The 26,427-nt window shown below is 43.5% G+C and carries 23 protein-coding genes; 18 read left to right on the forward strand and 5 right to left on the reverse strand.

Annotated elements, in window-relative coordinates; translation table 11 throughout:
* Positions 1–445: 445 nt before the first annotated feature.
* From R7Q38_RS11330 to R7Q38_RS11350, 5 genes are all read left to right on the forward strand, one after another.
* Positions 446–4,111, forward strand: coding sequence for an ATP-binding protein (locus R7Q38_RS11330; protein WP_318114225.1), 3,666 nt, complete (start codon positions 446–448; stop codon positions 4,109–4,111).
* Positions 4,095–5,261 (forward strand): EAL domain-containing protein, encoded by a 1,167-nt coding sequence (locus tag R7Q38_RS11335; protein ID WP_017821555.1) that lies wholly within the window; start codon positions 4,095–4,097, stop codon positions 5,259–5,261. Before R7Q38_RS11330 ends, R7Q38_RS11335 begins: the two co-directional genes overlap by 17 nt.
* Complete coding sequence (locus tag R7Q38_RS11340; RefSeq protein WP_239938394.1) at positions 5,254–5,850, forward strand: response regulator; 597 nt, start codon at positions 5,254–5,256, stop codon at positions 5,848–5,850. The genes R7Q38_RS11335 and R7Q38_RS11340 overlap by 8 nt, the downstream gene beginning before the upstream one ends.
* 9 nt (positions 5,851–5,859) lie before the next feature.
* A complete protein-coding gene (locus tag R7Q38_RS11345; protein ID WP_017635346.1) occupies positions 5,860–7,230 on the forward strand; it encodes a GGDEF domain-containing protein in 1,371 nt (456 codons plus the stop codon).
* 157 nt (positions 7,231–7,387) lie between these two features.
* Positions 7,388–8,275, forward strand: coding sequence for a LysR family transcriptional regulator (locus R7Q38_RS11350; RefSeq protein WP_017635345.1), 888 nt, complete (start codon positions 7,388–7,390; stop codon positions 8,273–8,275).
* Here R7Q38_RS11350 and R7Q38_RS11355 read toward each other — a convergent pair.
* Positions 8,272–8,880: a response regulator transcription factor gene (locus tag R7Q38_RS11355; RefSeq protein ID WP_017821556.1), complete on the reverse strand. Its 609-nt coding sequence runs from the start codon at positions 8,878–8,880 to the stop codon at positions 8,272–8,274. The two genes, R7Q38_RS11350 and R7Q38_RS11355, sit on opposite strands and share 4 nt — an antisense overlap.
* A gap of 684 nt (positions 8,881–9,564) precedes the next feature.
* Here R7Q38_RS11355 and R7Q38_RS11360 point away from each other — a divergent pair.
* Positions 9,565–10,545, forward strand: coding sequence for a chemotaxis protein (locus R7Q38_RS11360; RefSeq protein WP_025998672.1), 981 nt, complete (start codon positions 9,565–9,567; stop codon positions 10,543–10,545).
* A gap of 49 nt (positions 10,546–10,594) precedes the next feature.
* Here the strand turns inward: R7Q38_RS11360 and R7Q38_RS11365 are convergent, their stop codons facing one another.
* Complete coding sequence (locus R7Q38_RS11365) at positions 10,595–11,125, reverse strand: prepilin-type N-terminal cleavage/methylation domain-containing protein (protein WP_213866378.1); 531 nt, start codon at positions 11,123–11,125, stop codon at positions 10,595–10,597.
* A gap of 444 nt (positions 11,126–11,569) precedes the next feature.
* Between R7Q38_RS11365 and R7Q38_RS11370 the strand changes: the two genes are divergently transcribed.
* From R7Q38_RS11370 to R7Q38_RS11385, 4 genes are all read left to right on the forward strand, one after another.
* Positions 11,570–12,292, forward strand: coding sequence for a sulfite exporter TauE/SafE family protein (locus tag R7Q38_RS11370; protein ID WP_206957724.1), 723 nt, complete (start codon positions 11,570–11,572; stop codon positions 12,290–12,292).
* A gap of 102 nt (positions 12,293–12,394) precedes the next feature.
* Complete coding sequence (rarD, locus tag R7Q38_RS11375; protein WP_239938393.1) at positions 12,395–13,300, forward strand: EamA family transporter RarD; 906 nt, start codon at positions 12,395–12,397, stop codon at positions 13,298–13,300.
* Between the two features lie 209 nt (positions 13,301–13,509).
* Positions 13,510–13,896, forward strand: a complete 387-nt coding sequence (locus tag R7Q38_RS11380) for an MAPEG family protein (RefSeq protein ID WP_005376510.1) — start codon at positions 13,510–13,512, stop codon at positions 13,894–13,896.
* On the forward strand, positions 13,890–14,423 hold the full coding sequence (locus tag R7Q38_RS11385; protein ID WP_064354731.1) for a hypothetical protein: 534 nt from the start codon (positions 13,890–13,892) through the stop codon (positions 14,421–14,423). The genes R7Q38_RS11380 and R7Q38_RS11385 overlap by 7 nt, the downstream gene beginning before the upstream one ends.
* A gap of 284 nt (positions 14,424–14,707) precedes the next feature.
* On the opposite strand, the gene R7Q38_RS11390 is transcribed toward R7Q38_RS11385, so the two are convergent.
* Positions 14,708–16,072 (reverse strand): endonuclease/exonuclease/phosphatase family protein, encoded by a 1,365-nt coding sequence (locus R7Q38_RS11390; protein ID WP_005376507.1) that lies wholly within the window; start codon positions 16,070–16,072, stop codon positions 14,708–14,710.
* A gap of 394 nt (positions 16,073–16,466) precedes the next feature.
* Here R7Q38_RS11390 and R7Q38_RS11395 point away from each other — a divergent pair, with 394 nt between their 5' ends.
* A complete protein-coding gene (locus R7Q38_RS11395) occupies positions 16,467–16,781 on the forward strand; it encodes a DMT family transporter (RefSeq protein WP_005376506.1) in 315 nt (104 codons plus the stop codon).
* Between the two features lie 79 nt (positions 16,782–16,860).
* Here the strand turns inward: R7Q38_RS11395 and R7Q38_RS11400 are convergent, their stop codons facing one another.
* Positions 16,861–17,766: a DMT family transporter gene (locus R7Q38_RS11400; protein ID WP_005376505.1), complete on the reverse strand. Its 906-nt coding sequence runs from the start codon at positions 17,764–17,766 to the stop codon at positions 16,861–16,863.
* Between the two features lie 170 nt (positions 17,767–17,936).
* Between R7Q38_RS11400 and R7Q38_RS11405 the strand changes: the two genes are divergently transcribed.
* The 3 genes from R7Q38_RS11405 to R7Q38_RS11415 all read left to right on the forward strand — a co-directional run bounded on the left by R7Q38_RS11405 (position 17,937) and on the right by R7Q38_RS11415 (position 20,610).
* Positions 17,937–18,395: an NUDIX hydrolase gene (locus R7Q38_RS11405; RefSeq protein WP_213866377.1), complete on the forward strand. Its 459-nt coding sequence runs from the start codon at positions 17,937–17,939 to the stop codon at positions 18,393–18,395.
* Positions 18,396–18,499: 104 nt separating this feature from the next.
* The gene (locus R7Q38_RS11410; RefSeq protein ID WP_213866376.1) at positions 18,500–19,072 is read left to right on the forward strand and encodes a GNAT family N-acetyltransferase; all 573 of its coding nucleotides are present in this window, start codon (positions 18,500–18,502) and stop codon (positions 19,070–19,072) included.
* A gap of 125 nt (positions 19,073–19,197) precedes the next feature.
* Positions 19,198–20,610: a coniferyl aldehyde dehydrogenase gene (locus tag R7Q38_RS11415; RefSeq protein ID WP_213866375.1), complete on the forward strand. Its 1,413-nt coding sequence runs from the start codon at positions 19,198–19,200 to the stop codon at positions 20,608–20,610.
* A gap of 175 nt (positions 20,611–20,785) precedes the next feature.
* Here R7Q38_RS11415 and R7Q38_RS11420 read toward each other — a convergent pair whose 3' ends face one another.
* A complete protein-coding gene (locus tag R7Q38_RS11420) occupies positions 20,786–21,265 on the reverse strand; it encodes an aminoacyl-tRNA deacylase (protein WP_005376501.1) in 480 nt (159 codons plus the stop codon).
* A 156-nt stretch (positions 21,266–21,421) separates the two neighbouring features.
* On the opposite strand from R7Q38_RS11420, the gene R7Q38_RS11425 reads away from it, so the two are divergent.
* From R7Q38_RS11425 to R7Q38_RS11440, 4 genes are all read left to right on the forward strand, one after another.
* A complete protein-coding gene (locus R7Q38_RS11425; RefSeq protein ID WP_025767832.1) occupies positions 21,422–22,963 on the forward strand; it encodes a glutamate synthase-related protein in 1,542 nt (513 codons plus the stop codon).
* A gap of 186 nt (positions 22,964–23,149) precedes the next feature.
* The gene (gene katG / locus R7Q38_RS11430) at positions 23,150–25,324 is read left to right on the forward strand and encodes a catalase/peroxidase HPI (protein WP_318114226.1); all 2,175 of its coding nucleotides are present in this window, start codon (positions 23,150–23,152) and stop codon (positions 25,322–25,324) included.
* 165 nt (positions 25,325–25,489) lie between these two features.
* Positions 25,490–25,942, forward strand: a complete 453-nt coding sequence (locus R7Q38_RS11435) for an antitoxin Xre/MbcA/ParS toxin-binding domain-containing protein (RefSeq protein WP_005376498.1) — start codon at positions 25,490–25,492, stop codon at positions 25,940–25,942.
* Position 25,943: 1 nt separating this feature from the next.
* Positions 25,944–26,414 (forward strand): RES family NAD+ phosphorylase, encoded by a 471-nt coding sequence (locus tag R7Q38_RS11440; RefSeq protein WP_005376497.1) that lies wholly within the window; start codon positions 25,944–25,946, stop codon positions 26,412–26,414.
* The last annotated feature ends 13 nt before the right edge of the window (positions 26,415–26,427 follow it).

The following is a 26,427-nucleotide window of genomic DNA, read 5'->3' on the forward strand; positions in this document are numbered from 1 at the left end:
GAATTTAATACCTTAATTTTTCTAATGCTCCAGCGGTTGTAAAAGTAGCAATGTGAGTCTTGAGTAATACAATACTAGAATGCATTTTCTAAAACTGTGTTTACTTCAAGCTGCTCGAAACCGCGGAGTTGAGCTTTCTTTCATGTTAATACGTCAGTTTATCATGGAATGATGATGAATCATTCAAGATGAAAGTAAAAAGCTATGGCGTGCAAACCTAAAAGCACACATCTCTTATATATACCGACTCGCAGTGAATATCCGTCTGGGTGAGAGACCGAACGCAAACGCTGTGTAGTCAAAGGTGGATTGTGTTGTCAGATTGTTCTGACGGATTTTGGTTTTTTGATTTTATATCAAAGCTTTATTTTTATTTCGCTATTGAGCGAAGTTTGACTTTTATCTGACAAAAACTAGTCTGAGCTTCCATTCAGAGGAAGCAGTCATGCTCAGTATTCTTAGAAGTATTACGGTATCGTCCGTCGCCTTAATTTTTTTAGCGAGTTCTTTTTGCTCAACTGCCAAACAGAGTCCTAAACCGAAGGTCATCGTTGGTGTTATTGCGCAAGACGAAGCTAAAGACTCGTTTGACGGTAGCGTTGGTCCTTCGTACGGAATTAGTCTTGAGTATTTGTCTAACATTACTAAAGCTTTGGATTATGAGTTAGAACTTCGGACTTACAAGCATATTCCGTCTTTACTTGCGGATGTCGAAAGCAAGAAGATTGATGGTGCGGTTGGATTTAGTAAAACAGCAGCAAGAGAAAAGCGTTTCTTGTTTTCGATGCCTTTCTTTTCGAGCACTATCGCTGTTTGGTATCGGAATGCCACTTACCGAGATAGTGATGCGCGTGATCTTAAATGGGTGTGTGTTGAGGGCAGTGTGTATTGTGACAACCTCACTGAACGTGGTATCGATAAGATACATTATGTTAAAACACGTTTAGAGGCGTTTAATGAAGTTAAGCGAGGTAAAGCGAACGCGCTGATTTACACTTATGTTGGTATTACCCAATATTTGGATTTAAATGACATTGTAAAAGGGGTTGTCGATATTCCCAGTTGGTTGAAAGACGAAGAGGTGAGTTTTATCGCTTCGTTGGACAAACAGAGTCTGATCGATGACATCAACAAAATCCTTCACTGGGAGCAAAATGGAAAAAACATTCGCTCCGTCGCCTCGAAAAATCCTTACCATATCAGTGATAAGTTATTGGTAGATTACCGACGTAATCATCAAAACAAACTAGTGATAACTTACAGCAGCAGTGACGAAGCTTATCCGTTTCTCTACCGAGATTCGCAAACGGGCGAGTTAGACGGTTTCTTTCCAGATTTTGTCGACTTATTGCAGTCTCGTACTGGCTTGAGCTTTAAGTATGTGAAGCCGACGTCGAGCCTTTCTAATGGATTAACGGCATTTGATGCCGATATAGTCCCCGTTTCTTATGTGGGTGAGCTACCTAAGTCAGATTGGTTGTTCACTAAACCATTCATGCACAGTAATTACGTGGCTATCCAAGCGGAGCAGAGCAAGCGCGATAAATCTGCACTGAAAGAAGCGGGTATTCTGCTCACTTTGAAAAAGCAAGGGTTAGTTCATTTGGGCACTTTGCAGCAAGGCCAAGTTGATCATTATAATGATTTGAAGAAGCTGCTTACCGATTTGAAATCGGGCGTTTTGGATGTGGCTTATATTCCTGACGACATCGTTCACAACATGATTGCACAAGATCAAGTCGATGGCTTGGTGATCAATGCGGAGGACGTTTTGACGTTCTCTAATGCATTTGCGGTTGCAAACCACAATACACAACTGCAACACATGTTGAACAGCATCATCGAAACCATTGATTCTAACGAGATCGAAAAACTGCTGCGTTCTCACCGAAGCTTCAAACTGACTTATGGCTATGACGCGGAGCAGATCGCTACATTTGTTGTTGCTGGTTCATTCATATTCTGTCTCATGTTGATTGCGGCGTATTTCATCTTATCTCACATGCGACTTAAAGTGAGGTTAGCCGAATTTAATGCTGACAATGAGGAAGCGGAAAAGCAATGGCTGATGGACATCATCAAAGAGATCAATAGCTTGGTTTTTATCCATAGTGAAAATAACCATATGGAGATGAGCAATTGTGCGAACTACAACAGTAAACAGTGCCAACAATGTAGTTTGAAAAGTGATTCTGCGCACGTTCCTCTGGTGAATAATTTTGATGAACTGACCACTGTTATTGCTGGAAAGCGTATTTCAGAAGAGGTTGCCTCGTCGGGCTGTGAACTTGATATTAAACATGTATATCGAGAACGCAAAGTCATCGCTTCTCCTAGCGGTAAGAACAAGTTTGTACTGACTGTGATTCAAGATATTACCCAGCAAAAAGAACGTGAACAGGCGTTAATCGATGCGCAAAAAGAAGCGCAAACCGCGGTACGTGCGCGCGAAAACTTTTTGGCAACCATGAGTCACGAATTAAGAACGCCATTGTCGGCAGCACACGGCATCCTCGATTTGCTAAATCGCCAAGTGACGGCAGATTCAAATCGCGAGTTAATTGCCCAAGCCATACGCTCGCTCAATCATTTGAATACGCTAGTAGACGAAGTACTGGATTATTCAAAGTTAGAGGCAGGGCACTTAACCGTCGCCCCAGTTAAGACCGACTTGCTTAAAACCTTGTGCGATGTGTTTCGAAGCTTTGAACCACGAGCGCTCGCGAAAGGTTTGGATTACAAAGTGACAATCAAACCATTTTCGAATGCTTTCATTGAAATCGACGCGCTGCGATTGGTGCAAATTACCACCAATCTACTCTCCAATGCGGTGAAATTCACTGCGGAAGGCGAGGTTGGAATCAGTGTCATTCTTCATGAAAAGCAGCTTATTTTGAAAGTGGCGGATTCAGGTATCGGCATGACGGATGACCAACTCGAAGGTATTCTCAATCCTTTTGTTCAAGCGGATGACACTATTACGCGTAAATATGGCGGCACTGGATTGGGGCTGAGCATTGTTGACCGATTGATCGACTGCATGGGCGGCGTGCTCTGCATCGATTCACAATTTGGCTTAGGCACGACGATTACCGTCAAACTGCCAATTGAGCATTGCGACTCTGAGCCAGACGTTTGTTTGAACTGGACGTATAGCGAGAGCTTACCACTTAATATTCGCCAGTGGTGTGACGCGTGGAAAATGCGTCCAGCGACGTTAAAAACAATGGTGGCGAACCTTCACCCTATACACGACAGCGATGCCAGTTTTAATGGCCTAATGCTGCGTGACGAACAAAGGGTACTTGGCAGTCTTACGCTAAGAGAGATTCAATATCCAGATACATTGTTCAATTTGCTCAGCCAAACGCAGCAAGAAACCAAGCTTAGTGACGCAAATCAAGAAGTGGTTTCTTGGGTTCTCGGCACGGTACTGGTCGCAGAAGATAATCCCATTAACCAAAGTGTGATAGCAATGCAGCTTCATGAACTTGGAATCGAACCTGTCATTGTGAATAACGGCCGCGAAGCATGGGAATACATCAGCCAAGATGAAAACGTTGTGTTGCTGCTGACCGATTTTCATATGCCAGAAATGGATGGCTATGAGCTTGTTAGGCACGTGAAAAACTCCGAATTTAAAGCAATTCCAATCATCGGTGTGACAGCAGAAGATGCTCGTCTTGCCATTGAGCGCACACAGGATATCGGCATTGATGATGTGCTCTACAAGCCCTATGACCTTAATCAATTAAAAACCGTTTTGATTCCATTTATTGGCGAAAAAGAGAGGGGTAGGCTGCCCGGCTGGATTAAACGGTTCAAAGCACAGGACGCAAAAGAGATTGCGCGCGTGTTTAGTCAATCAATGTCTACAGATATAAAAAACTTAAACGCCGCATCGACTGAGCGAGACAAAAAACGGGTCATTCATGGCATCAAAGGAGCGGTTGGGGCGATAGGGGTAAGCATGCTGACTGAGCTTTGCATTGAGGCAGAACGAGTTACTGCTGCGGAGTTTGACAGGCGAACAGCGGAGCTAATTTTACGAATCGAGCAGGAGATCGAAAACATAAACTATTGGGTAGAGACAAATGAATACACAATTTAATGTGATGGTGATTGATGACCATCCGCTACAAACCACAATACTTACGCAAATATTGGATCGCTATTGCGCGCAAGTCATCCCTTTTAACTGTGTGGATGCCGCTATTCAGAGTGTGCAGGAACAACATTTTGACGTAATTTTTTGTGATATCCAAATGCCCGGAAAAGACGGCATCGATATGATGGAAATGCTCGATAAAGTCCAGTACCAGGGGCAAGTTGTACTGGTCAGTGCAATGGAGTTGACCATTATTTCTGCGGTAAGAGCCATGTGCGAGGGATTTAGCTTTGAAGTATTAGGGAAGCTGCCTAAGCCATACGATGAAAATGAAGTCGTTGATTTGTTGGGTAAAATAAAAGATGAAAAAGCGAAACAAGTCAGCTTTGCTCAACCTATTGAAGTGGAAGATCAAGAATTCCTGTTTGCTCTGGCTGAAGGGCGAGTGAAAAATTATTACCAGCCTTTAGTCGATGTGCAAAGTGGGGAAGTGCTTGGGTATGAAGCGCTCGCGCGTTGGAATCATCCTATTTATGGTGTGTTACCCCCTCATTATTTTTTGCCAATTGTAGAGCGTTGCCGCCTTTCTGGAGAGTTGTTTCAAGCTGTATTGAGTAATGTTATCTATGACATGAAACACCGCGGATTGACGCAAAACGTATCCATCAATGTAGACCATGAAAATTTAGAAGATACGGCGTTCTCTCATTACTTTTTACAGCAATGTTTAGAGAGCGAGATTGACCCATCACAAATCACCATTGAAATTACAGAGCGAGATACATTTCAGACTAGCGCGTCCCTGTACAAGAATTTACTCAAGTTGAGGATGAACGGTGTCACTGTCTCAATAGATGATTTTGGCACGGGGTCATCGACGTTTGAAAAACTGGCTCAACTGCCATTCAACGAGTTAAAAATCGATCGTTCGTTTGTACAAGGTGTCGAATGCGACATCAAAAAACGCAACATCGTTGTTGCTATTTGCGCGTTAGCGAAAAGTTTGAATATACGACTGGTCGCGGAAGGTATTGAAGACGAAGTCACATTGCAAGCGATACGTGAGTATGGCATTGATCTTTGCCAAGGCTTCTACATTGATAAACCCATGCCACTAGAAGCCATAACCATACTAAATGAAAGATATGAATAAATTGAATTACTTGATCTTTGACGATCATCCTCTCGTTTGTGTTGCAATCAAGTCGTTGTTGGAAGAGTTAGGTAAAACAAATGGGGCATTTACTGCAACATCAGCGAAGATGGCATTACAAATATTGAAAAAGGAAGAAATTCAACTGTTGATCTTAGATGTGAACTTGGCAGATTGCGATGGGTTTGATTTCTACAAACGTATCAAATCCCATGGTTATGAAGGCAAAGTCATTTTCTTCTCCGCTGAAACTAGCCAAATGTACAGCCAAATGGCTTTTCGTTCTGGCGCTGATGGCTATGTGTGTAAATCGGAAAATCACGACATTCTTAAAGACGCGATAGAAGCGGTAGAGAAGGGGTATACCTTCTTCAAATTTAAGCAAGTTGTTAACAGCGTTCGAGAAATGCCACAACTTTCAAGCAGAGAAAGCGCAGTAATGAAGTATTTATTACAAGGAAAGTCCAATCGAGAAATCGCTTCAGTGCTATCAATAAGTGACAAAACAGTCAGCACATATAAACGTCGTCTATTGGATAAATTTAACGTAAAGAACATTGTTGAGCTAACAAGAGTGGCGGGGGCGTAAGACCGCATCATGACACTTAAAAGTATCGCGTTGTCTCTTTTCATCGCAACATTACTATTCGTCACTTCTGTCACAATGATTGGTGCGGTGTTAATTTCTTATGAAGTAAAGCAGTTCAACACTTACGCGAATAATTTAGCCAAAATAAAACAAAAAGTAATTCTCATGGGGCTATTGACGGAAGCGCAGCTCGAGCAATACAAAGGTATGAGCGTGAGTGAAGTAGAAGCGCAAACAGAGCTGAGCTTTCAAGATGCGATTTACTCCCTGTCACGTTATGAAAAACTTAATTACGTTGAAGCTGTTGCACGGAAATCGCTTCATCAGGCTGAAGCGTATTTATCAAATGCGTTCAATCGACAAAATGCCGTTATGTATTTTCGTTCTTATACTGGAAACAAACTCATCTTAGAGAGACCGATTGAAGCGTTAGAGGGAGTGAAAGCCACATTTGATGTTGATTGGTGTAAAAGTAATTATTCTTGTGTGTTAGCTGCGTGGAAAGAGCAACTGACGGACCGGGTATTGTTTTCCCTACCATTTAAAACGACATACTCCGATGACATGGCGATAAGCATCATGAGTCCGGTTTACTTTCAAGGTGAGTTAGTGGGGGAGTTCTCGGAACAATTGTACCTCTCGCCGCTTTACAATGATGGGAAAGCGGTAGATGTTCAAATAGCGAATGGGAACAAGCAAATGGTGATTTATTTCGCTGGCTACCCCTTTCCATCATTCGCGTACACCCAATCATATGTCGCAGACAACAACAATCTTATCGTTTACATGTACCCATTCAGTAAAATTGTATTGGATTACGTGTTCTTGTTTATCATCTTCTTTTTCGTAACCTTAGCGTATTACAACAAAGCTTATGAATCTAAAGAGAGCAAACTTCGCCTCGCGAAAGCACTGACGAACGTGACGAAAGATGATTTAACGGGATTGTTTAACCGCAGAGTTTTTCAAGATAGCGAGTTCAAACGTCGTTTGGAAACCGCGCCATATTCCGTCATTGCAATAGATGGCGATAGGATCAAGCGAATCAATGACCATTACGGTCACCATGTAGGGGACGAAGTTATTGGAATTATTGCTGATGCTATGTCTAAAGTGTTTCGAAATAGTGATTATCTAGTTCGAACTGGTGGTGATGAGTTTGTTGCGATTCTGCCGGGTTGCAGTATCAGTCAATCTTCAATATTGGCGAAGAAGCTTCGTAGTGTCGTTAAAGATAACCGACTAAAGACCTTGGATATCGAGGTTAGTGTGAGTACTGGTATCGCGGCGAATGAATTACACGAAACGCTTCAGGACGTTATTGTACGTGCAGATGAAGATCTCTATGAGATGAAAAAACACAGACAAAAGTCCCATTAAGCAGGTCTGGTATTGACTCAATGTTAAGTTACGGAACATAACCATGACATAACTGTTTGATTAATTTGACCAAACAGAATGAGTGGTCTTTTATATTAGAGCAGTCAACAAATAGTGATTGCTCTATTTATTCTCGACCTTACATCTGGTGTCGCACGTGAACAAAGATCTCGACTTAAACTTACTTAAAATACTTGTCTTACTGGATAAGCACCGTCAGCTCAAGCCCGTTGCGAAAGCGATGGGGAAGAGCGAAGCGTCAATTAGCAAATACCTTGCCCGATTGCGACTCCAGCTAAACGATGAATTGTTTATTCGGCATCCTCACCACATGGAACCGACGGACTATTTAAAACGTCAATTACCTAAAATTTCCGATGCACTCGAGAAGCTTGAAACTTGTCTAATTAGAGATGAGTTTGAACCGGAAAATTACGAAAAAGACATCACCATTTGTTTACCGCAAACCGCTCAATACTCATTTGGGCATTTACTTGCAATGGATTTAATGGCGCTGTTTCCCAAGGCGCACATTTCGATAGCAACGATTACAGAGTATACGATAGAAGAGATAATCCTAGGCAAAGTGGATGCGCAATTACATTACTTCAACGAGGATGTTCCGAAATCTGTTTATCAGAAGTTCATCGGCTATGCGCCTGCTGTGGTAGTTGTCCCTGAAGAGCTGGGAATTACCACTCTGGAAGAAGCGGCCAAACTTCCCTTTATCATGTTAGAGATTATCGGTTGGAAAGAGAAAGAGCAGCTCGTTAAGCGTGCAATGGAAAGCCACGGTATGGTCATCAACCGTATTGCGGCTCTAGACAACGTAAGCAGCGTATTGAAGCTAATTAAGCAAAAAAGCGCCGCAACCGTGCTACTTGAATATCAGGCGCCAATTGATGGATATAAATTTATAAGAGTGCCAGAGCATTTTTACCCAGATGGCTGGCCAAAAGTGGTTGTACAGGTGAAGCAAAGCTTAAGACATGATGCAATGCACCAGTTGTTAATCGGTGCTATTGCAAAATACATGAGCGCTTAGCGGCAAAACTCAATGTTTTCTGACTGAGGAATAGTATGCAGAAGTTCAATCAACGTGTCCGCATGGTACTTTTTCAGAATACGCGTTTTGTAGGTGCTGATTGTTTTAGCGCTGAGTGAAAGTTGTTCAGAAATCTTCTTATTTGAGTAGCCTTGTACAAGATAATGGAACACCATGGCTTCGCGATTTGAAAGTGTTACGTTACCCGACGATGGTGTGTGAGTCGACTTAAACATTGAGTAACCGCGTGAAACACTCACAATTGCGTCGATAATGGTCTCTCTTGTTTCATGTTTGCTTAAGAAGCCGTTTGCGCCCATTTCGTACGCTGCTTTAGAAAGACTCGAGTAGTCGCGTGAAGAAACAAATAACAGTCGGCCACGATATCCCGTCGCTAAAATGTTTTTGGCTAAACGCATACCATCGCGGTCGCCAAGCACTACGTCTAGAATAATCAAATCAATCTTTTGGCCTCGAACAAGATCCATCACTTCCGCACTGTCAGTGGTTTGAATCACTTCAGCTGCGTTGATTACGGATTCAACTAGAGAAGCAAGTGCTTCGCTATACAATGGTTGAGCGTCGATAATAAGAACATTATTCAAAGTTAACCTCACCTAATACATCAACTAGTGTGCTGTCAGGCGACAGCGCAATTGGATGAATAGGATTGTAGGAAAAACCTTGCTAAGAGGAAGGAAAATGACTCTTTCCAAAAGTGAAAATCAGTGTCTTGATTATGGGAATAGCGATGTCAGGTATTGAAATACCTAGTGATAGGATGATTACTTAAAACTTACGCTGACAGAAAACTAACAAACTGAAAGTATTCTTTCAGTGTTCTATGCCTTCAGATTTTCTTGTGATGTTTCTAGCGCTTCGATTTAAACCCGTGTGTTAGCAAGCGCAGTTTTATACCAAGCCACTTGAAGAGAGCTTGTTCTACACCAGGCATGAGCACGGTAGCCAACTTTGCACTGATATCTGTTGGATAGGTTTGGCTATTGACGCTGAACATCACTTCAAATTATTTCTAAACTTTTCATTGACTCGGCCGCTAAAAGTGGAGGTGTTAATTCGCACTTTGGCCACTCATAATGTCGTGTTCAAAAATGAGACAATTTTACATGGTTTGGTATGGAAATGTGCGTTAGCCGTCCTTTTGATGGTTTACAAATTTTGTTGTAACGACTAAAAAGGACTTTTGGATTTTTAGCCAGAGAATGGCTTCTCATGGCGTTTGCATCAAACTTTTTCTGATGCGTATTTTTGGTTGGATAATTGGCTTTATGAGTAACGTAACCAGCACCATTTTGACAGAAAGTGGTACCAATGAGCTTGAAATCATCGAGTTTCATTTAGAAAAAACATTGCCAGATGGCAGCACAAAAACTTGTTATTACGGCATTAACGTTGCGAAAGTACGAGAAGTGATTCGCGTGCCAGAAACAACCGATTATCCAAACGCACAACCTCATATGATTGGTGTGTTCTCATCCAGAGATGTACTGACGCCTTTAGTGGATTTAGCTGGTTGGTTAGGTGTGCCAACACGACAAGATCTGGAGCGCAAGTTTGTAATCGTTACGGATTTCAACAAAATGACCAATGGCTTCTTAATTGACAGCATTTCGCGTATTCATCGTATCTCTTGGAATGATGTGGAATCACCAAGTCAGTTTTTGGAAGCGGGCGAACAAGACTGTGTAGTGGCCGTTGTCCGTAAAGAAGGCAACCTGATCATGATTCTCGACTTTGAAAAAATCATCGCAGACATCAACCCAGAACTGAGTATGGAAAAGTACGATGTGAAAGGGGACAAGTCGGTGGATCTCAACCAGAGAATGGTCGGTAAGCGTAATGCTAAAACGATCATGGTGGTGGATGACTCAGCATTTATTCGCTCTTTGATCCAAGATACATTAGCTTCTTCAGGCTACAATGTGATCACATGTAAAGACGGTGGTGAGGCGCATGAGAAGTTGATGAGCTTGATCGAGGTTGCGAAAGAAGAAAACTTGCCAGTTAAAGAGCTATTAGATGCGGTGGTTACGGACGTAGAAATGCCTCGAATGGATGGTATGCACTTAGTGAAGAGACTACGCGATACCGAAGCGTTTCATGAAATGCCGATCATTATGTTCTCGTCATTGATGAGTGAGGATAACCGAGCGAAAGCACTATCTCTTGGCGCAAATGATACGATTACCAAGCCAGAGATTGGCCGCATGGTGAATATGATGGATAAATACGTGTTTAACTTTGCGTAAAAAACCGATCAGATGAAACAAATAAGGCTGCCGATTGGCAGCCTTATTTTTATTGAGGGCAGGGAAGAATATCTAAGGTGTAACTCTCGTTTGGAGTCTGCGGTGGCCCATATAAAATTCCGCATTGTGTAAGGCTAGCTCTTTTTTCGTCGGCTGCAGCAATGACCATTTCGCGAGTTGTTGAACCAGCCGGGTGATGAAATATTTTCCAATCCGAGTCTTCTTCGTTCAGTCCTTGCACGAGTAACTTCATCGATTCGCTATCAGAATCAGGATATCCATATAAAAAAACACAGCGCTTTGAACCACCAATATTACAGCCGTCAAATGGTAAATCTGCCATTAAAGCACTGTCTACGAAGTTTGAAACGTAAGGCTTGCTTTCCAATCCCGCAATCGCCATTTTCCCATAACCCACGCCTAATGCTGACGCAATAGCGCCTTTCATTCCTTCCAAACGTGCTTCACGTGCATCGCTTTGAAGGTTTAAAAAGCGTGGCGCGGCAGTGACAGCAAGAATACCGAGCACGACAATAACTACGACTAACTCTATTAGAGTAAATCCCGTTTGTTTTTTCATATTATTTTCACAGCAAGTTAAAGGTAGAAAAACACTGACCGTACACTTGTTTATTGTGTAAATAAGTACGGTAATGATAAATCGATCAGTAGTATAAAGAGGTGAGTTGTAAAGTGCTATACCGACGCCGCACTAATTGACTGAATCCATTAAATGCAATGGAGAATTCACGGGTCTAATTCGGCTAGATTTTAAGAGGTCATTAATTCCGCTGAAGAAAGGCTGCGTGAACAGGCGAGCATGAATCCTCTTCGATGTAAGCAAACATGTACATCAGCGGAATGAAATACAAAATGCAAATGAGGGCGAACCGCACAAATGGATTGTCTTTTTATTCACTTTGATGAATGCTACGCGGAATTCATATCGCAGTATGCCTGAGGTATTCATCATGCGAATGTGCTTTGGTTTTGTGTTTATTTTTCAAATATAAGAATAATCTAAATGGAATTCGATTCGATAAACTTCCTTGCAATAGGTTTGATATTTCTTGGCTCTTATGTCCAGACCGCAATCGGTTTTGGCTTGGCTATTGTTGCCGCACCTTTACTGATTCTTTGGGCGCCAGAATATGTTCCTGCGCCAATCTGTTTAGTCGCGTTATTTATTTCGTTGATGAATGCGATGAAGCACCGCAGTAGTGTTGAAATCGGCGGCTTAAAGATGGCGTTGATTGGGCGAGTGCCGGGATCAATTGCTGGTGGCTTGCTACTCTTTTTTGTATCTACACAAACTCTCACGCTTTGGATTGGTTTGTTGGTGCTGTTTGCAGTCGTGGTGAGTGTTTTACCGTTTCGGGTTGAGCCTACGCCTTCGCGTATGACATGTGCTGGTTTCTTTTCTGGGTTGTTTGGTACCAGTTCTGCGATTGGAGGTCCTCCGATGGCGTTATTGTTGCAGCATCAAGAAGCAAATCAGTTACGCGGCAACTTATCGGCTTTTTTTGTTTTCAGTTCGATTATTTCACTAATAGTACAAATCCCAGTGGGCTTCTTCACATTGCATCATTTGGTCATTACTATTCCTCTATTACCTGCTGCGTCGCTTGGTTACTGGCTAGCAATGAAAACTACCCAGTCGTTACCAAAAGAAAAGATTCGGTTTGGGGCACTTATGTTGTGTTTTGTGAGTGGCTTTACCGCCGTCGTACAAGCGTTGAGCCAATAATGCCATCTGCATCATAAAGTCACTGCGGGATTGCATTCCTTTTTATGTATGGCGGACTTGTTTACTTACGCCAAATTGGTCGTTTAGATGGGCGATAGTTTTATGAATAACACTCGTTATGGCACTTTTATGGCAGCATTCTCCTTTGTGATCTGGGGATTGCTACCAATTTATTATCGTTATTTACCAAATGCTTCTATGGATGAGTTGCTAGCATGGCGAATCATTGGGTCTGTACCTGTCGGGTTTCTAATTGTACTTGGGATAACCCGTCGAGGGCTGAATTGGAAAGAAATCTGGCTTGATAAAAAATCCTTGTGGTACACGTTTGTGGCGAGCAGTTTGATGTGTATTTCTTGGAGTGCGTTCACTTGGGCTTTGACCCATCATCGGGTCATCGATGCCAGCTTAGGCTTCTTTATTGGGCCATTAGTATCTGTTGCGCTGGGCGTATTTATTCTTGGGGATAGGCTCTCAAAAGGCAAACTTATTGCAATCGTGCTGGCAACAATTGGTGTTATGTATCAAGTGATTCACTATGGTCAGCTGCCCGTTATCGCACTAACGATGGGGTTGTTCTTTGCTTTGTATGGGCTGTACAAGAAGAAGATAAATTATGACTGGAGTACAACCTTGTTTGTTGAGGCGTTGTTACTGACTCCAGTTGCACTCGCATATTTGCTCTATAAACAATGGGCAACTGGTGAACTGGCTTCGGGCACAGATACCACAACATTGTTTTTGTATTTTGGCAGTGCGCCTATCACACTTTTGCCACTCGTATTTTATTCTATCGCAATACGTATAACTAATTTATCAACCGTCGGTCTAATGCAATACATCGAGCCAAGCTTGCAGTTTGTGTTGGCAGTTATGTTTTTTGGCGAGTTGTTTGACGAAGTGAAAGCGGTGACCTTTGCATTTATTTGGGTAGGGCTGTTGTTCACAATTTTTGAAAGTATTATCAAAGGGCATCGGCGCAAAAAGCTGGTCAAACACCCCTTATAGTGGTTTCAATATTCTCACATATTAGCTTCTTTATTCTTATGCCCTCCATTCGAGGGCATTTTTAATGTCATGAAGCATTGGCTTTCGTTTTTTGCCCGAATAGAAATCATAACTTGAGATTATTTGACGCATTATCATAATGATACCGCTATAGTTATAGCCAAGTGACACGCTTATATAAGTGAAAACCAGATCAAGAAGGACGACATATGATCACTGCTCTGTATGCCAACATTCTCGCAATACTCATTATTTGGTTGGCTGTTCAAGTAATTAAGCAACGTCGCTTAAATCAAATTGCTTATGCCGATGGTGGGGTAGAGGCTCTACAAATTGCTCGTAGTGCCCAGAGTAATGCGACAGAATATATCCCCATTACCCTGATTTTAATGGCACTTTTAGAATTTAACAGTGCTTACCCAACATGGATACATCTCACCGGTATTATTTTTGTAATTGGTCGAGTTATTCATGCTAAAGGCATATTGAAAAAAGACTTGAAAAAACGCATTAGAGGGATGCAGGTGACATTTCTGGTGATACTTTCATTGGTTGTGTTAAATATGATTTACCTGCCATACGATAAGTTATGGTAAGTCTGCGACGTTACATTCCACCACCTTGGGTACTCGTTCTGATTGGATTAGTACTGAATATTGGCGCGATCATCGTTACTAGCTTAGTCCTTGATAAGTTGGGTAAACAGCACTCGCAGCTCGCAGAGCAAACAGCAGAAAACTTGTATTCCATCCAACTCGCATGGAACAGTGTGGAAACCCTAGAAAGGAAAAGAGAAGCTTTACTGCTGCATGTGCACATAAGTCAGAGCGTAGCGATACCTTTAGAGCTAGAAGAGGTATTAGCAGGGCATTTATCTTCTTGGGTTCATAACGAGTCGGATGAAATAAAAATTGATCAACTTCCTCAACTAATGTCAAAGATAAATCAGGCACAAGCTTCGTATAGAGACCGCATCGATAATTACTACATTGAGAATGTAGGGCTCAATGAGGTAATGGCAAAGCAGGATGAAAAGATCGCTTGGTACAAGAATATCGGACTCTTCTTGCAAGTATTCGGACTTGCGTTAATCCTTGCACGCGACTTAGCTAGGAAGCAATAAAAGCAAGAGCTAAAGATCAGGTTTATTGCGAAATGCCAATGGTAGTTTGCAAATTGCAATTTATTCTGTGAGCAAACAGTAGCTATTGGTTAAGTTTTAATGAAAGTGATTAAATAACAACCTGTTTTTGTGCGCTGAAAAGTTGGCACGCCTCATGCTTTAGTATGAGTGACCCTTTCTAAGCCGAGGGTCACCTAGCCAACTGACGTTGTTAGTGAACCATCTTGTTCACAAATATATACAGCCAATCACGACTCCTTGTGGTTGGCTTTTTTTTATGCAATCTAGAACTGTGCTTTAATCCAGATCATGCGATGGTCAGAAGATACATCTTTACCATCACCATACTTACCGATACGTGCATCGTTAAATAGTTTACGCCCTTCTTCATAAGACGCTGACCAGTACACACCAGAGTCTATTACATTCAAATTTGCTGAAGGCAAGGCATAGTCTACCCCTAAGCCAAACGTTGAAGTGATGCGATTCGGATATGGGTGAGTTGAGCTGCGGTCAACAGCGTGTTCGGCTGCACCAAAGCTTGTTGGGTAAAGCTCACCATTCATCACGGTTTGATTAACCAATGGATCGTTGTGCAGCTCTTGCATTACAGAGCTAATACCGTCACCAGACACTGGATCAAGGTTTTGATCACCCATCATTACGAATTTAGCGCCGTTCGTTAAGCCACCTGTTTTACCCGCATCGTCGTAAAAATAGTCTTTGCCTTGAATGTAATGATGCCAAAACTCCACTTCTGCTGCGTTTTGCGCTTTGTTTTTACCGGTGTCGAATACTGGTGGAGTAGGATGAGACATCAACAAGTGTACAACTTCTTCGCCGTTGCGAGTTGGAATGATGATTGGTGCGTCAACGTGGTTTTTCGAAGATAGACGCACTTGATCCCATTCTTCCGCTGAGTACCATTCATCACCACACTTCATGCCGTCTGGAATCTTTTGCGAACCATCGCAGATAGTAATGGTTGGAATTTTCGCACCTTCCATATCTTTCCATTTAAATGCTTGGAATGTACGTGTGTTTGCTGTGTCAATTTTATACTTAGACATAAGGGCAAATGCATATTGACCATGGTACATGCCAAAGCCCCATGCATCACCTGGCATTTGACCTGCGGTTCCGTTGTTGTCGAGATCAAACTCACTCAACAACCCTGTATTAGTTGAGTAAGATTCAGCATAAGGGTATTCAATAGGCTCAAGGTTTGCTTCACCGCCCGCGCCATTGATGCTTTGCGCGACAGACAAGTAGTTCTTCTGGAATCCTTCAATGGCTGCTTTGTTTTCGCCTGTTCCCTCGTTGTTGTATTCCGCCATCATAAGAACATCAGGACGATTCTTTTGAATGATTGCTGCAACGTTACGAATTTGAATGACTTTTTCCGCAGTGGTTTTGTCTTCGGCTGCGATTGAACCGTCTAAATAAGAGGTGACCAACGCAGTTTGCTGCGTTGGTTCAATTTGCATTTCATCTACCAAAGTTTCGAAGGTAGCGCGGTCAAAAGAGAGGTTGTAAGTCGCTATTTTTACTTCTTTAGGCTGAACATTGACGTATTCAGTATCGTCATTACATCCAGATAGTAGAGCGGCGCCAACAAGGATAGCGATAGAGGTTTTGATTGCTTTCATGGGTACGTCATACCTTATAATTAATTCGGCTGAATATTAAAGTCATCAGTCATTGTTTTAAGCGATATTAGTCACACAAACGTTTTCATATTTACATGTTCAATTAGTTTTTGTGTGATTTGTGCAATAAATGCAACACTTTCAACACCAGAAGGTTATATGTAAATTGTTAAAAAACGGTGTCGTTATTGATGCGAAATAGAGAGTCCGCCACCGTTAAAAAGAAAAGCGTAGAATTTAAGCGTACATGAGATGTTTGAGTTGTATGTTTATCGCCGTGTTTTATTTTTTATGTTTAAATTTCTGTATATAATAAGCAGTCAATCAGAAGTGAGGACGACCTCACCGCTCTATCTTTTCTCGGGGACGACCCCATCTCGTTGGGAAATGTGACATGGCTTGGGGAATTCTCTTCATTGCGGGCTTGTGTGAAATCGCATGGGCTGTCGGTCTTAAATATTCACAAGGGTTTACCAAATTCGGTGCTTCGGCATTCACTATTGTCTTTATGTTATTGAGCTTTTGGTTGCTTGGCATTGCGTTAAGAACCTTGCCTTTAGGCATTGCTTATGGCGTATGGGTAGGGATTGGCGCAATAGGCACGGCAGTCGTGAGTATTTATCTGTTCAATGAGCCAGCAACACTTATCAAAGCCTTAAGCTTGCTAATGATTGTCGCTGGTATCGCAGGGTTAAAAATATCAGCTTAACGTTAGGCTAAACACAAAACAGCCAGAGTCACTCTGGCTGTTTTTCTAAATGTCGTGTTTACGGTTCTGGGTAGGTATATCAAGCGTTGCGCTTAATAAAAGGTAACCGTAAGTGATGACCAAACGCATTAATTAATGCGCCTGTAACAATCAGACCGCCACCGACGTACGTCCAAATGATCGGAACCTCGCCAAAGAAAATGATGCCCAACAACACAGAAAATACGATCTGGATATACGAATAAGCGGAGGCTTTACCCGCTTGTTGAGTTTGCATCGCTTTGGTTAACCCCAATTGTCCAATTTGGGTAAAGACACCAACTAGAACCAACATGAAAGTCAGATATAGATCGGGCATTACAAAATCGTCGCCAATCAGTAAGAGTGAAGCGGGGAGAGCAACCAACGGGAAATAGAAAATGATCACTGAGCTGTCTTCTGTCTGACTCAGTTTTCTGACAATGACGTAGGCAATTGAGCTACCAAATGCGCCTAAGATCGCAATCATGACGCTAAACATTGGTAAAGCGCTATCTGAGCCTTGCCCAGTTTCTGGGCTTACCATGATATAGATGCCGAGTAAGCACAACGCAATACAAAGGAAAGTTGACGGCTGGATGCGCTCTTTCAAGAAAAATACGGCGAGTAGTGCAGTAAATACCGGATGAATATATTGGAATATCGTCGCTTCTGCCAAAGGTAAGGTGGTCACTGAATAATATACACACATCAGAGCCATCGTACCCACAGCACCGCGTGCAAATAGTAATGGCTTATTATTGCCCCATACAGAAATTCGTTTTCGCTTTACATCGAAATAACTAATGATAAGTGAAACGAGCGCTCTTGCTGCAACGATTTCAAAAACGGGGATACCGTAGTTGCCGACGTGCTTTACTGTAGCCGACATCAGAGCAAAGCCGAACGCGGAAAGCACCATAAAGCGCACACCGATGGGAATCATAGTGTTGAATGAATTGGACATTTTACTGCTCATTTGTTGCGACAGATCTCACTTTAGCATACTTAGTTAGCGATTAAATCCTCTCAACTCAAACACTTCTGTCGACAAGATGAATAAACAGTAGAATACGTAGCAATTAATCTGCCTCTCTTCAGCGTAACAATAAAAAACTCGATATTTAAGGAGCTTACATGATCCCGATAAAAGCAACGCATGTTTCAGGCGTTGTCATTTCAAAAATTGATGGCATAGAAAAAATGCTGTTACTCAAACGCGTAAAAGGTGGCTATTGGTGCCATGTTGCAGGTGGTATCGAAGCGGGTGAAGCCGGGTGGCAAACCATTTTAAGAGAGTTAAAAGAAGAGACACTAATTGACCAAGTTGAGTTACATACAGCAGACTTTCTAGAGCAGTTCTACGAAGCAAAAAATAACCGTATCATGGTTATCCCATGTTTTGTGCTATTTTGTCCGCCTAACCAATCAGTTGCTCTTAACGAAGAGCATACAGAGTATCGCTGGTGTACGCTTGAAGAAGCTAAGCAGCTGGCTCCGTTTGCCAATCAGCATCACCTCTATGAACATGTATGGAAACATTATGTAGATGTGGCATCACTAACGCCATTTACGCTGATCGATCAAAAGGGCTAAATGAACGGCAACGGCTTTGATTAGTTTTTATAGAGAGGTTTGTTCTCATAAAATGAAGCGTTAGGAGTTGCGCTGAGCGTTCACAATAAAAAGGAATAACATCTATGGATGAAGTCACATGCCAAGAGACGTATCAAGGAAATCACTTACAGAAGCGTTTTTCCGTCTCGCAAAGGGTCTCAATTGAGCCCCTCAACACGAAACACGCGTCCGCTTTACTAGAGGTTGTGAACACTCACCGAGAGAGCCTTGAGGGTTATCTACCTTGGACGGACTCTGTCACGAATCACAGAGAGGCCGTGAACTACATTTCCCAGCGAGTGAACAGTAACGCGCTGGATTCCCATTGGTGTGCGATTTATTTTGATGAGCAGCTGACGGGTGTTATTGGCATTAAAGGTGTGGATTTACATACACGTGTTACTGAAATTGGCTACTGGCTTGCCAACAATGGGCGAGGCCATCGTGTGATTGATCAAGTACTCGCAGTATTGATCCCTTTTTTGAAGCAGAAAGGGCACGCACAATTCATTCAGTTCCATTGTATGGAAGATAACATCGCTAGCATCAATATTGCTGAGCGTGCAGGCGCCACATTAAAAGAATACGTTGATCATGAGTTCGATATGCTTGACCGCTCTCAACGACTAGGCATTTATGAACTACATTTGATGTAGTATCCACCCCAGAAATATTTTAATCAGAGTTCGAACTCTAACTTCACGAGCGCTACAATAGTAACATTGTTGCGCTCGTGTTAACTTGGGGCGTCATTGGCAGAAACTAGGCTAGGAGAAGCATCATGAACGCAATCACAGAGGTTGAAGTAGATAACTTGTTACAGCAAAGCCTCGAACGCTTAAAAGCGGCATATGCAGCCGAGCCTTATCCTAGTTTGGATGAACGTAAACAGCGCCTCGTTTTGTTAAAAAAATCGCTGCTTGAGAACAAACAAGCTTTGGTTGAAGCGTTAAGTGACGATTTTGGCTATCGTTCAGAATTTGATACCGCCATGACCGACGTTTTGCCAACGGTCTCGCATATTAATTATACCCTCAAACGACTAAAAAAATGGTGCAAACCCAGCAAGCGCGAATCCGGCTTATTGCTCGCACCTTCTAAAGTCACCGTTCAGTATCAACCGTTAGGTGTCGTCGGGATCATTTCACCGTGGAACTTTCCTGTGATTTTGAGCCTTGCGCCTTTAGTGACAGCATTGGCTGCTGGCAACCGCGTGATGATGAAGCTCAGCGAATTTACGCCAAAAACCAATAAAGTCATCGTCGATATTTGCCGTGGGTTGTCTGAGTATGTCGAAGTTTTTGAGGGTGAAGCAGACGTCGCACAAGCATTCAGCCAACTGCCATTCGATCACCTTTTGTTCACGGGTTCTACGAGTGTTGGTCGCGCAGTGGCAAAAGCGGCAGCGGAAAACCTTACCCCGGTGACGTTAGAGTTGGGTGGAAAGTCCCCGGTGATCATTGCAAAAGATGCAGACATGAAGAAAGCCGTTGATGCTATCTTGTTTGGTAAATGCATTAATGCAGGTCAGATTTGTGTCGCGCCTGACTACGCATTTGTAGCGCAAGAACGTGTCGAAGAGTTCATTTCGCTATTCTTAAAACGTTTTGAAAAGCTCTATTTAAAATCCAACAAGAATCAAAAGCTGACCCATATTGTCAACCAACGACAATATGATCGTTTGACTGCACTACTTGAGGATGCAAAAGCGCAAGGTGCTAACCTTCACACTGTTGAAGCGTCGCCCCAAGAGGAACGACTTCTGTATCCTCATTTGGTCACGGATGTGTCGCCGAATATGCGAATCATGCAAGAGGAGATCTTCGGGCCATTTCTACCTGTTAAGCCCTACAATGCGGTTGATGAAGCGATTGATTACATTAATCAGCGCCAAAGACCACTTGCGCTGTATGTTATGTCGGACGACAAATCGACCATCAAACATATTGTACGCAACACCCACAGTGGTGGCGTCGGCGTTAATGATACGGTTTTACATGTTGGCGCTGAAGATGCGCCTTTTGGTGGCGTTGGTGAATCGGGTATTGGGCATTATCACGGAGAGGAAGGATTCAGAACTTTTAGTCATGCGAAAACCATTCTTCACACACCGAAATGGTTGCCAAGAACGAGCGTATTAATGCGCCGTAGGGCTATGGCGATAAAAGCGATCCAAAAGATCTTTGTTCGATAATAATTATGATTTGATTGATAAAAAACCGCCCGAATAGGCGGTTTTTTGTTTCTATGTGCTCTGAAACGCTGAGCACCAAAGTCCGAGAAACTTCCATCGCGTGCTACCAACAAAACAAAGAAAGGCTCTTGTTGAAAGAGCCTTGTTCAGGAAATGTCGAGAGATCTTGGCAAGTTTAATGCAGAACTTCACTGCTGAATCTTAGATATCTACAGTCGTTCATCAGTTCTTTAAACGCCTTTCGGTCCAGCTTAATCAGAGTTTCATGATCGCCAGCTTCAAGGTAGACATGTTCCAAGTTTGCTAGTCTTTCATCGCAAACTGTCGACATGTGGTAAGGACTACCAATCGGTGGAATAGCGCCGTGTTCACAATCGGTGAAGAGTCGGTAAACCATACGCTCTTTCACCAAGTGGAAGGTGGCATTAAATTCGTCGTTTAATCTCGACAAACTGATTTTGTTGTTGGCAGGTAAGACCGCCATCATATGACGCCCTTCATGATCCTCTAGAATCACACCTTTTGCGATATTCATTAAAGGCACACCTGCTGCAACACCACTTTGTAGCGAGCTATGACTGTGGCTGTGATTCACGGTTTGAAAGTGAATGTTATGCTCAGTCAAATATTCATCTAATCGGGTTGCAATCGTCATATAGCCTCCACGTGTATGAGACCCATAAAAAGTATAGGTTAGTCGGGCGACAATCGCGCATTTTACTCGACGACACTGACGCTCTTTACGCTCCTGTTCTACGCTTATTGCAAGCCAGCGAGAAAGCATGGTTAACAATAATAAATAGGGGGCAACATGAGCAAGCCAATCATCGCTGATAACAAGCCGATCAAAGTAGAGTTGAAAGCTGGGCAAGAATATTACTTCTGCCGATGTGGGCGTTCTAAAAATCAACCTTACTGCGATGGGTCTCATTCGGGAACCGGCTTAAAGCCAATGAGCTTTAGTGCGGAAAAAGACGAAGATGCCTATCTCTGCCAATGTAAGCATACCGCCAATGCTCCTTTTTGTGATGGTACACACAAGCGATTTACCGCAGAGCAAGTCGGTAAAGAGGGACCGGAACAAAAGCGAGAGAAAAGAGACAAACCAACGGCGTCTGCTACTCAAGAAGAACCAACCCTCGAGTTTATCCACCAATTAGCGAGAGAGGGACTCTCTAAACTCGGTCATCATGGTCCGATGGCTGCAATGGGGGTTCCTAGGCATTTGCTACCACATTGGGATGCTATACAAATCATGGTGGCGCAAATGGCGACACAACCGTTGTTGGAAGACGTTCCTGTGTCTACCGAGTTGATTGTGGGACCAAACGCGCGTAAGCCGCTCAGACTCGCCATTCCTTTGTTGGTGTCGGACATGAGTTTTGGCGCACTTTCTGAAGAGGCGAAAATTGCACTAGCAAAAGGTGCAGAGTTGGCAGGGACTGGGATTTGCTCTGGTGAGGGTGGCATGTTACCGGAAGAGCAAGCCGCCAATTCACGGTATTTCTATGAGCTTGCTAGTGCTCAATTTGGCTACGACGAATCTAAGCTTCTTAATGTTCAGGCGTTTCACTTCAAAGGCGGGCAAGGAGCAAAAACGGGCACGGGTGGTCATCTGCCTGCAAATAAAAATGTAGGTAAGATCTCTCAGGTGAGAGGCATCCCCGAGGGACAACCAGCGATATCACCACCAACGTTCAAAGATCTTCACACTACTCACGATTTCAGAAAGTTTGCTGACAGAGTTCGTGGCATCACAGGCGGAATTCCAATTGGATTTAAACTCAGTGCCAACCATATTGAGCAAGACATTCAGTTTGCGCTTGATGCTGGGGCTGATTACATCATCTTAGACGGTCGCGGTGGTGGCACGGGTGCGGCGCCAACTATGTTCCGTGATCATATTAGTGTGCCCACCATCCCTGCATTAGCTCGTGCACGTAAGTACTTAGATGAAAAAGGTGTAAGTGACAGCGTCACATTAATCATCACTGGTGGGTTGCGAGTTCCTACGGATTTTGTCAAAGCGTTGGCACTTGGAGCAGACGGAGTAGCGATAGCAAACAGTGCAATGCAATCGATCGGTTGTGTCGCGGCTCGCATCTGCAACACCAATAATTGCCCTGCAGGCATTGCGACACAAAATGCCGATTTGAGGCAGCGTCTCGACGTTGAAAAGTCATCCCAGCAACTGAAAAATTTCTTCGAATCCTCGGTCGAGCTCATGAAAGTCATGGCGAGGGCTTGTGGTCATCACGCTCTGAGTGAATTTAGTCATCATGATTTAGCGACCTGGGATCACAACATGGCGAGGCTGTCTGGGATTAAGTATTCAGGTATGGACTTAAACTGATCTCTATCCATATTTTCTGCATATAGGTACATGTTTGATAACAATTATTTATTCGCTGAAATGTTTGAAATTTTGACTTGGCGTTAACTAAAAAAACAGTGTATGAACTACGCTGTTTGAGGTGGATATTCGATTTATTGAATAACAAAGAGTGGTTACCACAACCACGACACGAAGGAGCATTATATGAGCAAAGCAAACGGCGGTTCGGTAGGTAAATGTCCAGTTATGCATGGTGGGCAAACATCTACAGATAAGTCGGTGATGGATTGGTGGCCGAATGCCTTGAACTTAGACATCCTGCATCAACACGACTCCAAAACCAACCCATTTGGTCAGGACTTTAATTACAAAGAAGAACTGAAAAAGCTAGATGTCGAAGCACTTAAAAAAGATTTAAAAGATTTAATGACTGATAGCCAAGACTGGTGGCCTGCCGACTGGGGACACTACGGTGGTTTAATGATCCGAATGGCATGGCATGCAGCGGGCAGTTATCGTATTGCGGATGGCCGTGGCGGTGCTGCTACAGGCAACCAACGCTTTGCTCCTCTCAACTCTTGGCCAGATAACGCCAACCTCGATAAGGCTCGACGCCTTTTATGGCCAATCAAGAAAAAATATGGCAACAAACTAAGTTGGGCAGACCTGATTGTCCTTGCCGGTAACATGGCGTACGAATCCATGGGCTTTAAGACCTTTGGCTTTGCGTTTGGACGAGAGGACATTTGGCACCCAGAAAAAGACACTTACTGGGGGGCTGAGCAAGAATGGTTAGCCACAAGTGACGCTGATAACAGCCGCTACTCTGGTGAGCGAGATTTAGAAAACCCGCTTGCTGCGGTAATGATGGGTCTTATCTATGTGAACCCTGAAGGGGTAGACGGTAACCCAGATCCTCTCAAAACAGCACATGACATGCGAGTGACCTTTGCGCGAATGGCAATGAACGATGAAGAAACCGTCGCGCTCACAGCTGGTGGTCACACGGTGGGTAAGTGTCATGGTAATGGTGATGCCGCAAACCTTGGCCCAGAGCCCGAAGCAGCAGACGTTCATGAGCAAGGTCTTGGCTGGATTAACCACAAAACACGTGGCATTGGCCGTGACGCGGTAACGAGTGGCATTGAAGGTGCTTGGACAACACACCCTACACAATGGGACTACGGATACTTCCACCTACTATTTAAGTATGACTGGGAACTGAAAAAGAGCCCAGCAGGTGCATGGCAATGGGAGCCAATCGACATTGAAGAAGAAGACAAGCCTGTCGATGTTGAAGACGGTTCTAAGCGCTACAATCCAATCATGACCGACGCCGATATGGCGCTCAAAATGGACCCTGAATATCGTAAGATTGCAGAAAAGTTCCAAAATGACCCTGCGTACTTTGATGACGTTTTTGCTCGTGCCTGGTTTAAGTTGACACACCGCGATCTAGGACCAAAATCATGTTATTTCGGCCCTGATGTGCCAAGCGAAGATCTTATTTGGCAAGACCCAACGCCCGCAGGTAAGACAGACTACGATGTCGATTTAGTGAAAACAAAAATTGAAGCAAGTGGCCTATCCATTAGTGAGTTAGTAAGTACGGCGTGGGATAGTGCGCGTACTTACCGTGGCTCTGACCGCCGAGGCGGTGCAAATGGCGCGAGAATTCGCTTGGCTCCGCAAAAAGATTGGCAAGGGAACGAACCTGAACGTCTAAGCCGTGTTCTTGCGGTGCTAGAAAAAATAGCAGCAGAAGAGGGCTGTAGTGTTGCAGACGCTATCGTGCTTGCTGGGAACGTAGGTATTGAACTGGCTGCGCGTGCCGCAGGTCATAATGTTTCCGTACCATTCGCGCCAGGCCGAGGTGATGCCACCCAAGAGATGACGGATGTGGAATCGTTCGAAGTACTTGAGCCTGTTGCTGACGGTTTCCGAAATTGGTTGAAGAAAGACTACGCGGTTAAGCCAGAAGAGCTTTTATTAGATCGTGCTCAGCTTATGGGGCTAACGGCGCCAGAAATGACGGTACTTATCGGTGGTATGCGCGTTCTAGGCAGTAACTACGGCGGTGGAAAAGAGGGCGTATTTACTGACCGAGTAGGCACTTTGTCGAATGATTTCTTCGTGAACCTTACTGACATGGCATATACGTGGAAACCAGTGAGTGCTAATCAATATGAAATCCGTGATCGTAAAACCGACGCTGTGAAGTGGACGGCTACTCGAGTGGATCTTGTCTTTGGTTCAAACTCGATCCTGCGTTCGTATGCGGAAGTGTATGCGCAAGATGATAATCAGGAAAAATTCATCCATGACTTCATCGCCGCATGGACGAAAGTCATGAACGCGGATCGTTTTGACTTGCAATAAGTGAAACGATGCCCGTCGGTAGATGGGTTGATGAATAAGTAAGAGAGGCGGGCGAAAAGCTCGCCTTTTTCTTTACCTATCTTTTTACTTTGATTGTTACTTTGATTGAAAGTTAAGCTCATTTGAACCATAATAACTGGACCATATGAACCATAGGAGCTTGATATGGCAACTGCAGCATTAAAAAGCTTCAAACCGAAACAACCTCATAAAGCCAATTTCTGGTTTATGTTGGGTATTGAAGACGCTGAAACAGGTCGCACTGATGCGGTTCACAAAGGCTTTGAGCCAAAGGTGTATCGCAATATTGTTGAGCGTGTGAAGCTTTCTCAGAGTGAGTTTCAAAACGTCACATTGATACCTGTCAGCACGGTCAAGCGTCGTCTAAAAAACGATGAACGCTTCAATACGCAAGAAAGTGATGCAATCTATCGATTAGCGATGTTATTGAAACTCGCGACAGAACTGTTTGACGACGAAGAGCGCGCGTTAAAATGGATGAGAGAGAATGTGTATGGCTTAGGTGGAAAACGTCCACTTGATATGGTCTCGACCACGGTGGATTTTGAAATCGTAAAAGATTTGATCGGCCGTTTAGAGCACGGGGTATTCTCGTAATATGAAGCTCTATCGTCTCACACAAAAGAAATTCGCTGACACGCCATTCAGCCCCGTTGGCGCAAAGTTGTTTGGAGGGCGATGGAATTCAAAAGGAACCGAAGCCCTCTACTTCTCTGAATCGGAATCCCTTTGCTCGTTGGAAGTATTTGTTCACGTAAACAACGATCCTGCTATCACCAAACTTTACGATTTATATCGTATTGAAATGCCAGAATACCTCATCGCCACCTTAGATGAAGAAGATCTCCCTGTGACGTGGCGAGCAATACCGGCGAGCGAGTCTACGCAGTACATTGGTGATCAGTTTCTCAATGATCCTCATCCAGAGTTTGCCGCGCTGCAAGTGCCTTCAACGATTTCACCTCGTGATAAAAACTACGTGGTGAATCCAAATCATCCCAAAATGAAAGAGATCATCAAGAAAGCCGAAAAGCTCGATTTCGCGTTTGATCCGCGCATTTTCAAATAGACGCCTAGCTTTG

This window comes from Vibrio sp. Vb0598, assembly GCF_033338935.1.
Lineage (GTDB): Bacteria > Pseudomonadota > Gammaproteobacteria > Enterobacterales > Vibrionaceae > Vibrio > Vibrio alginolyticus.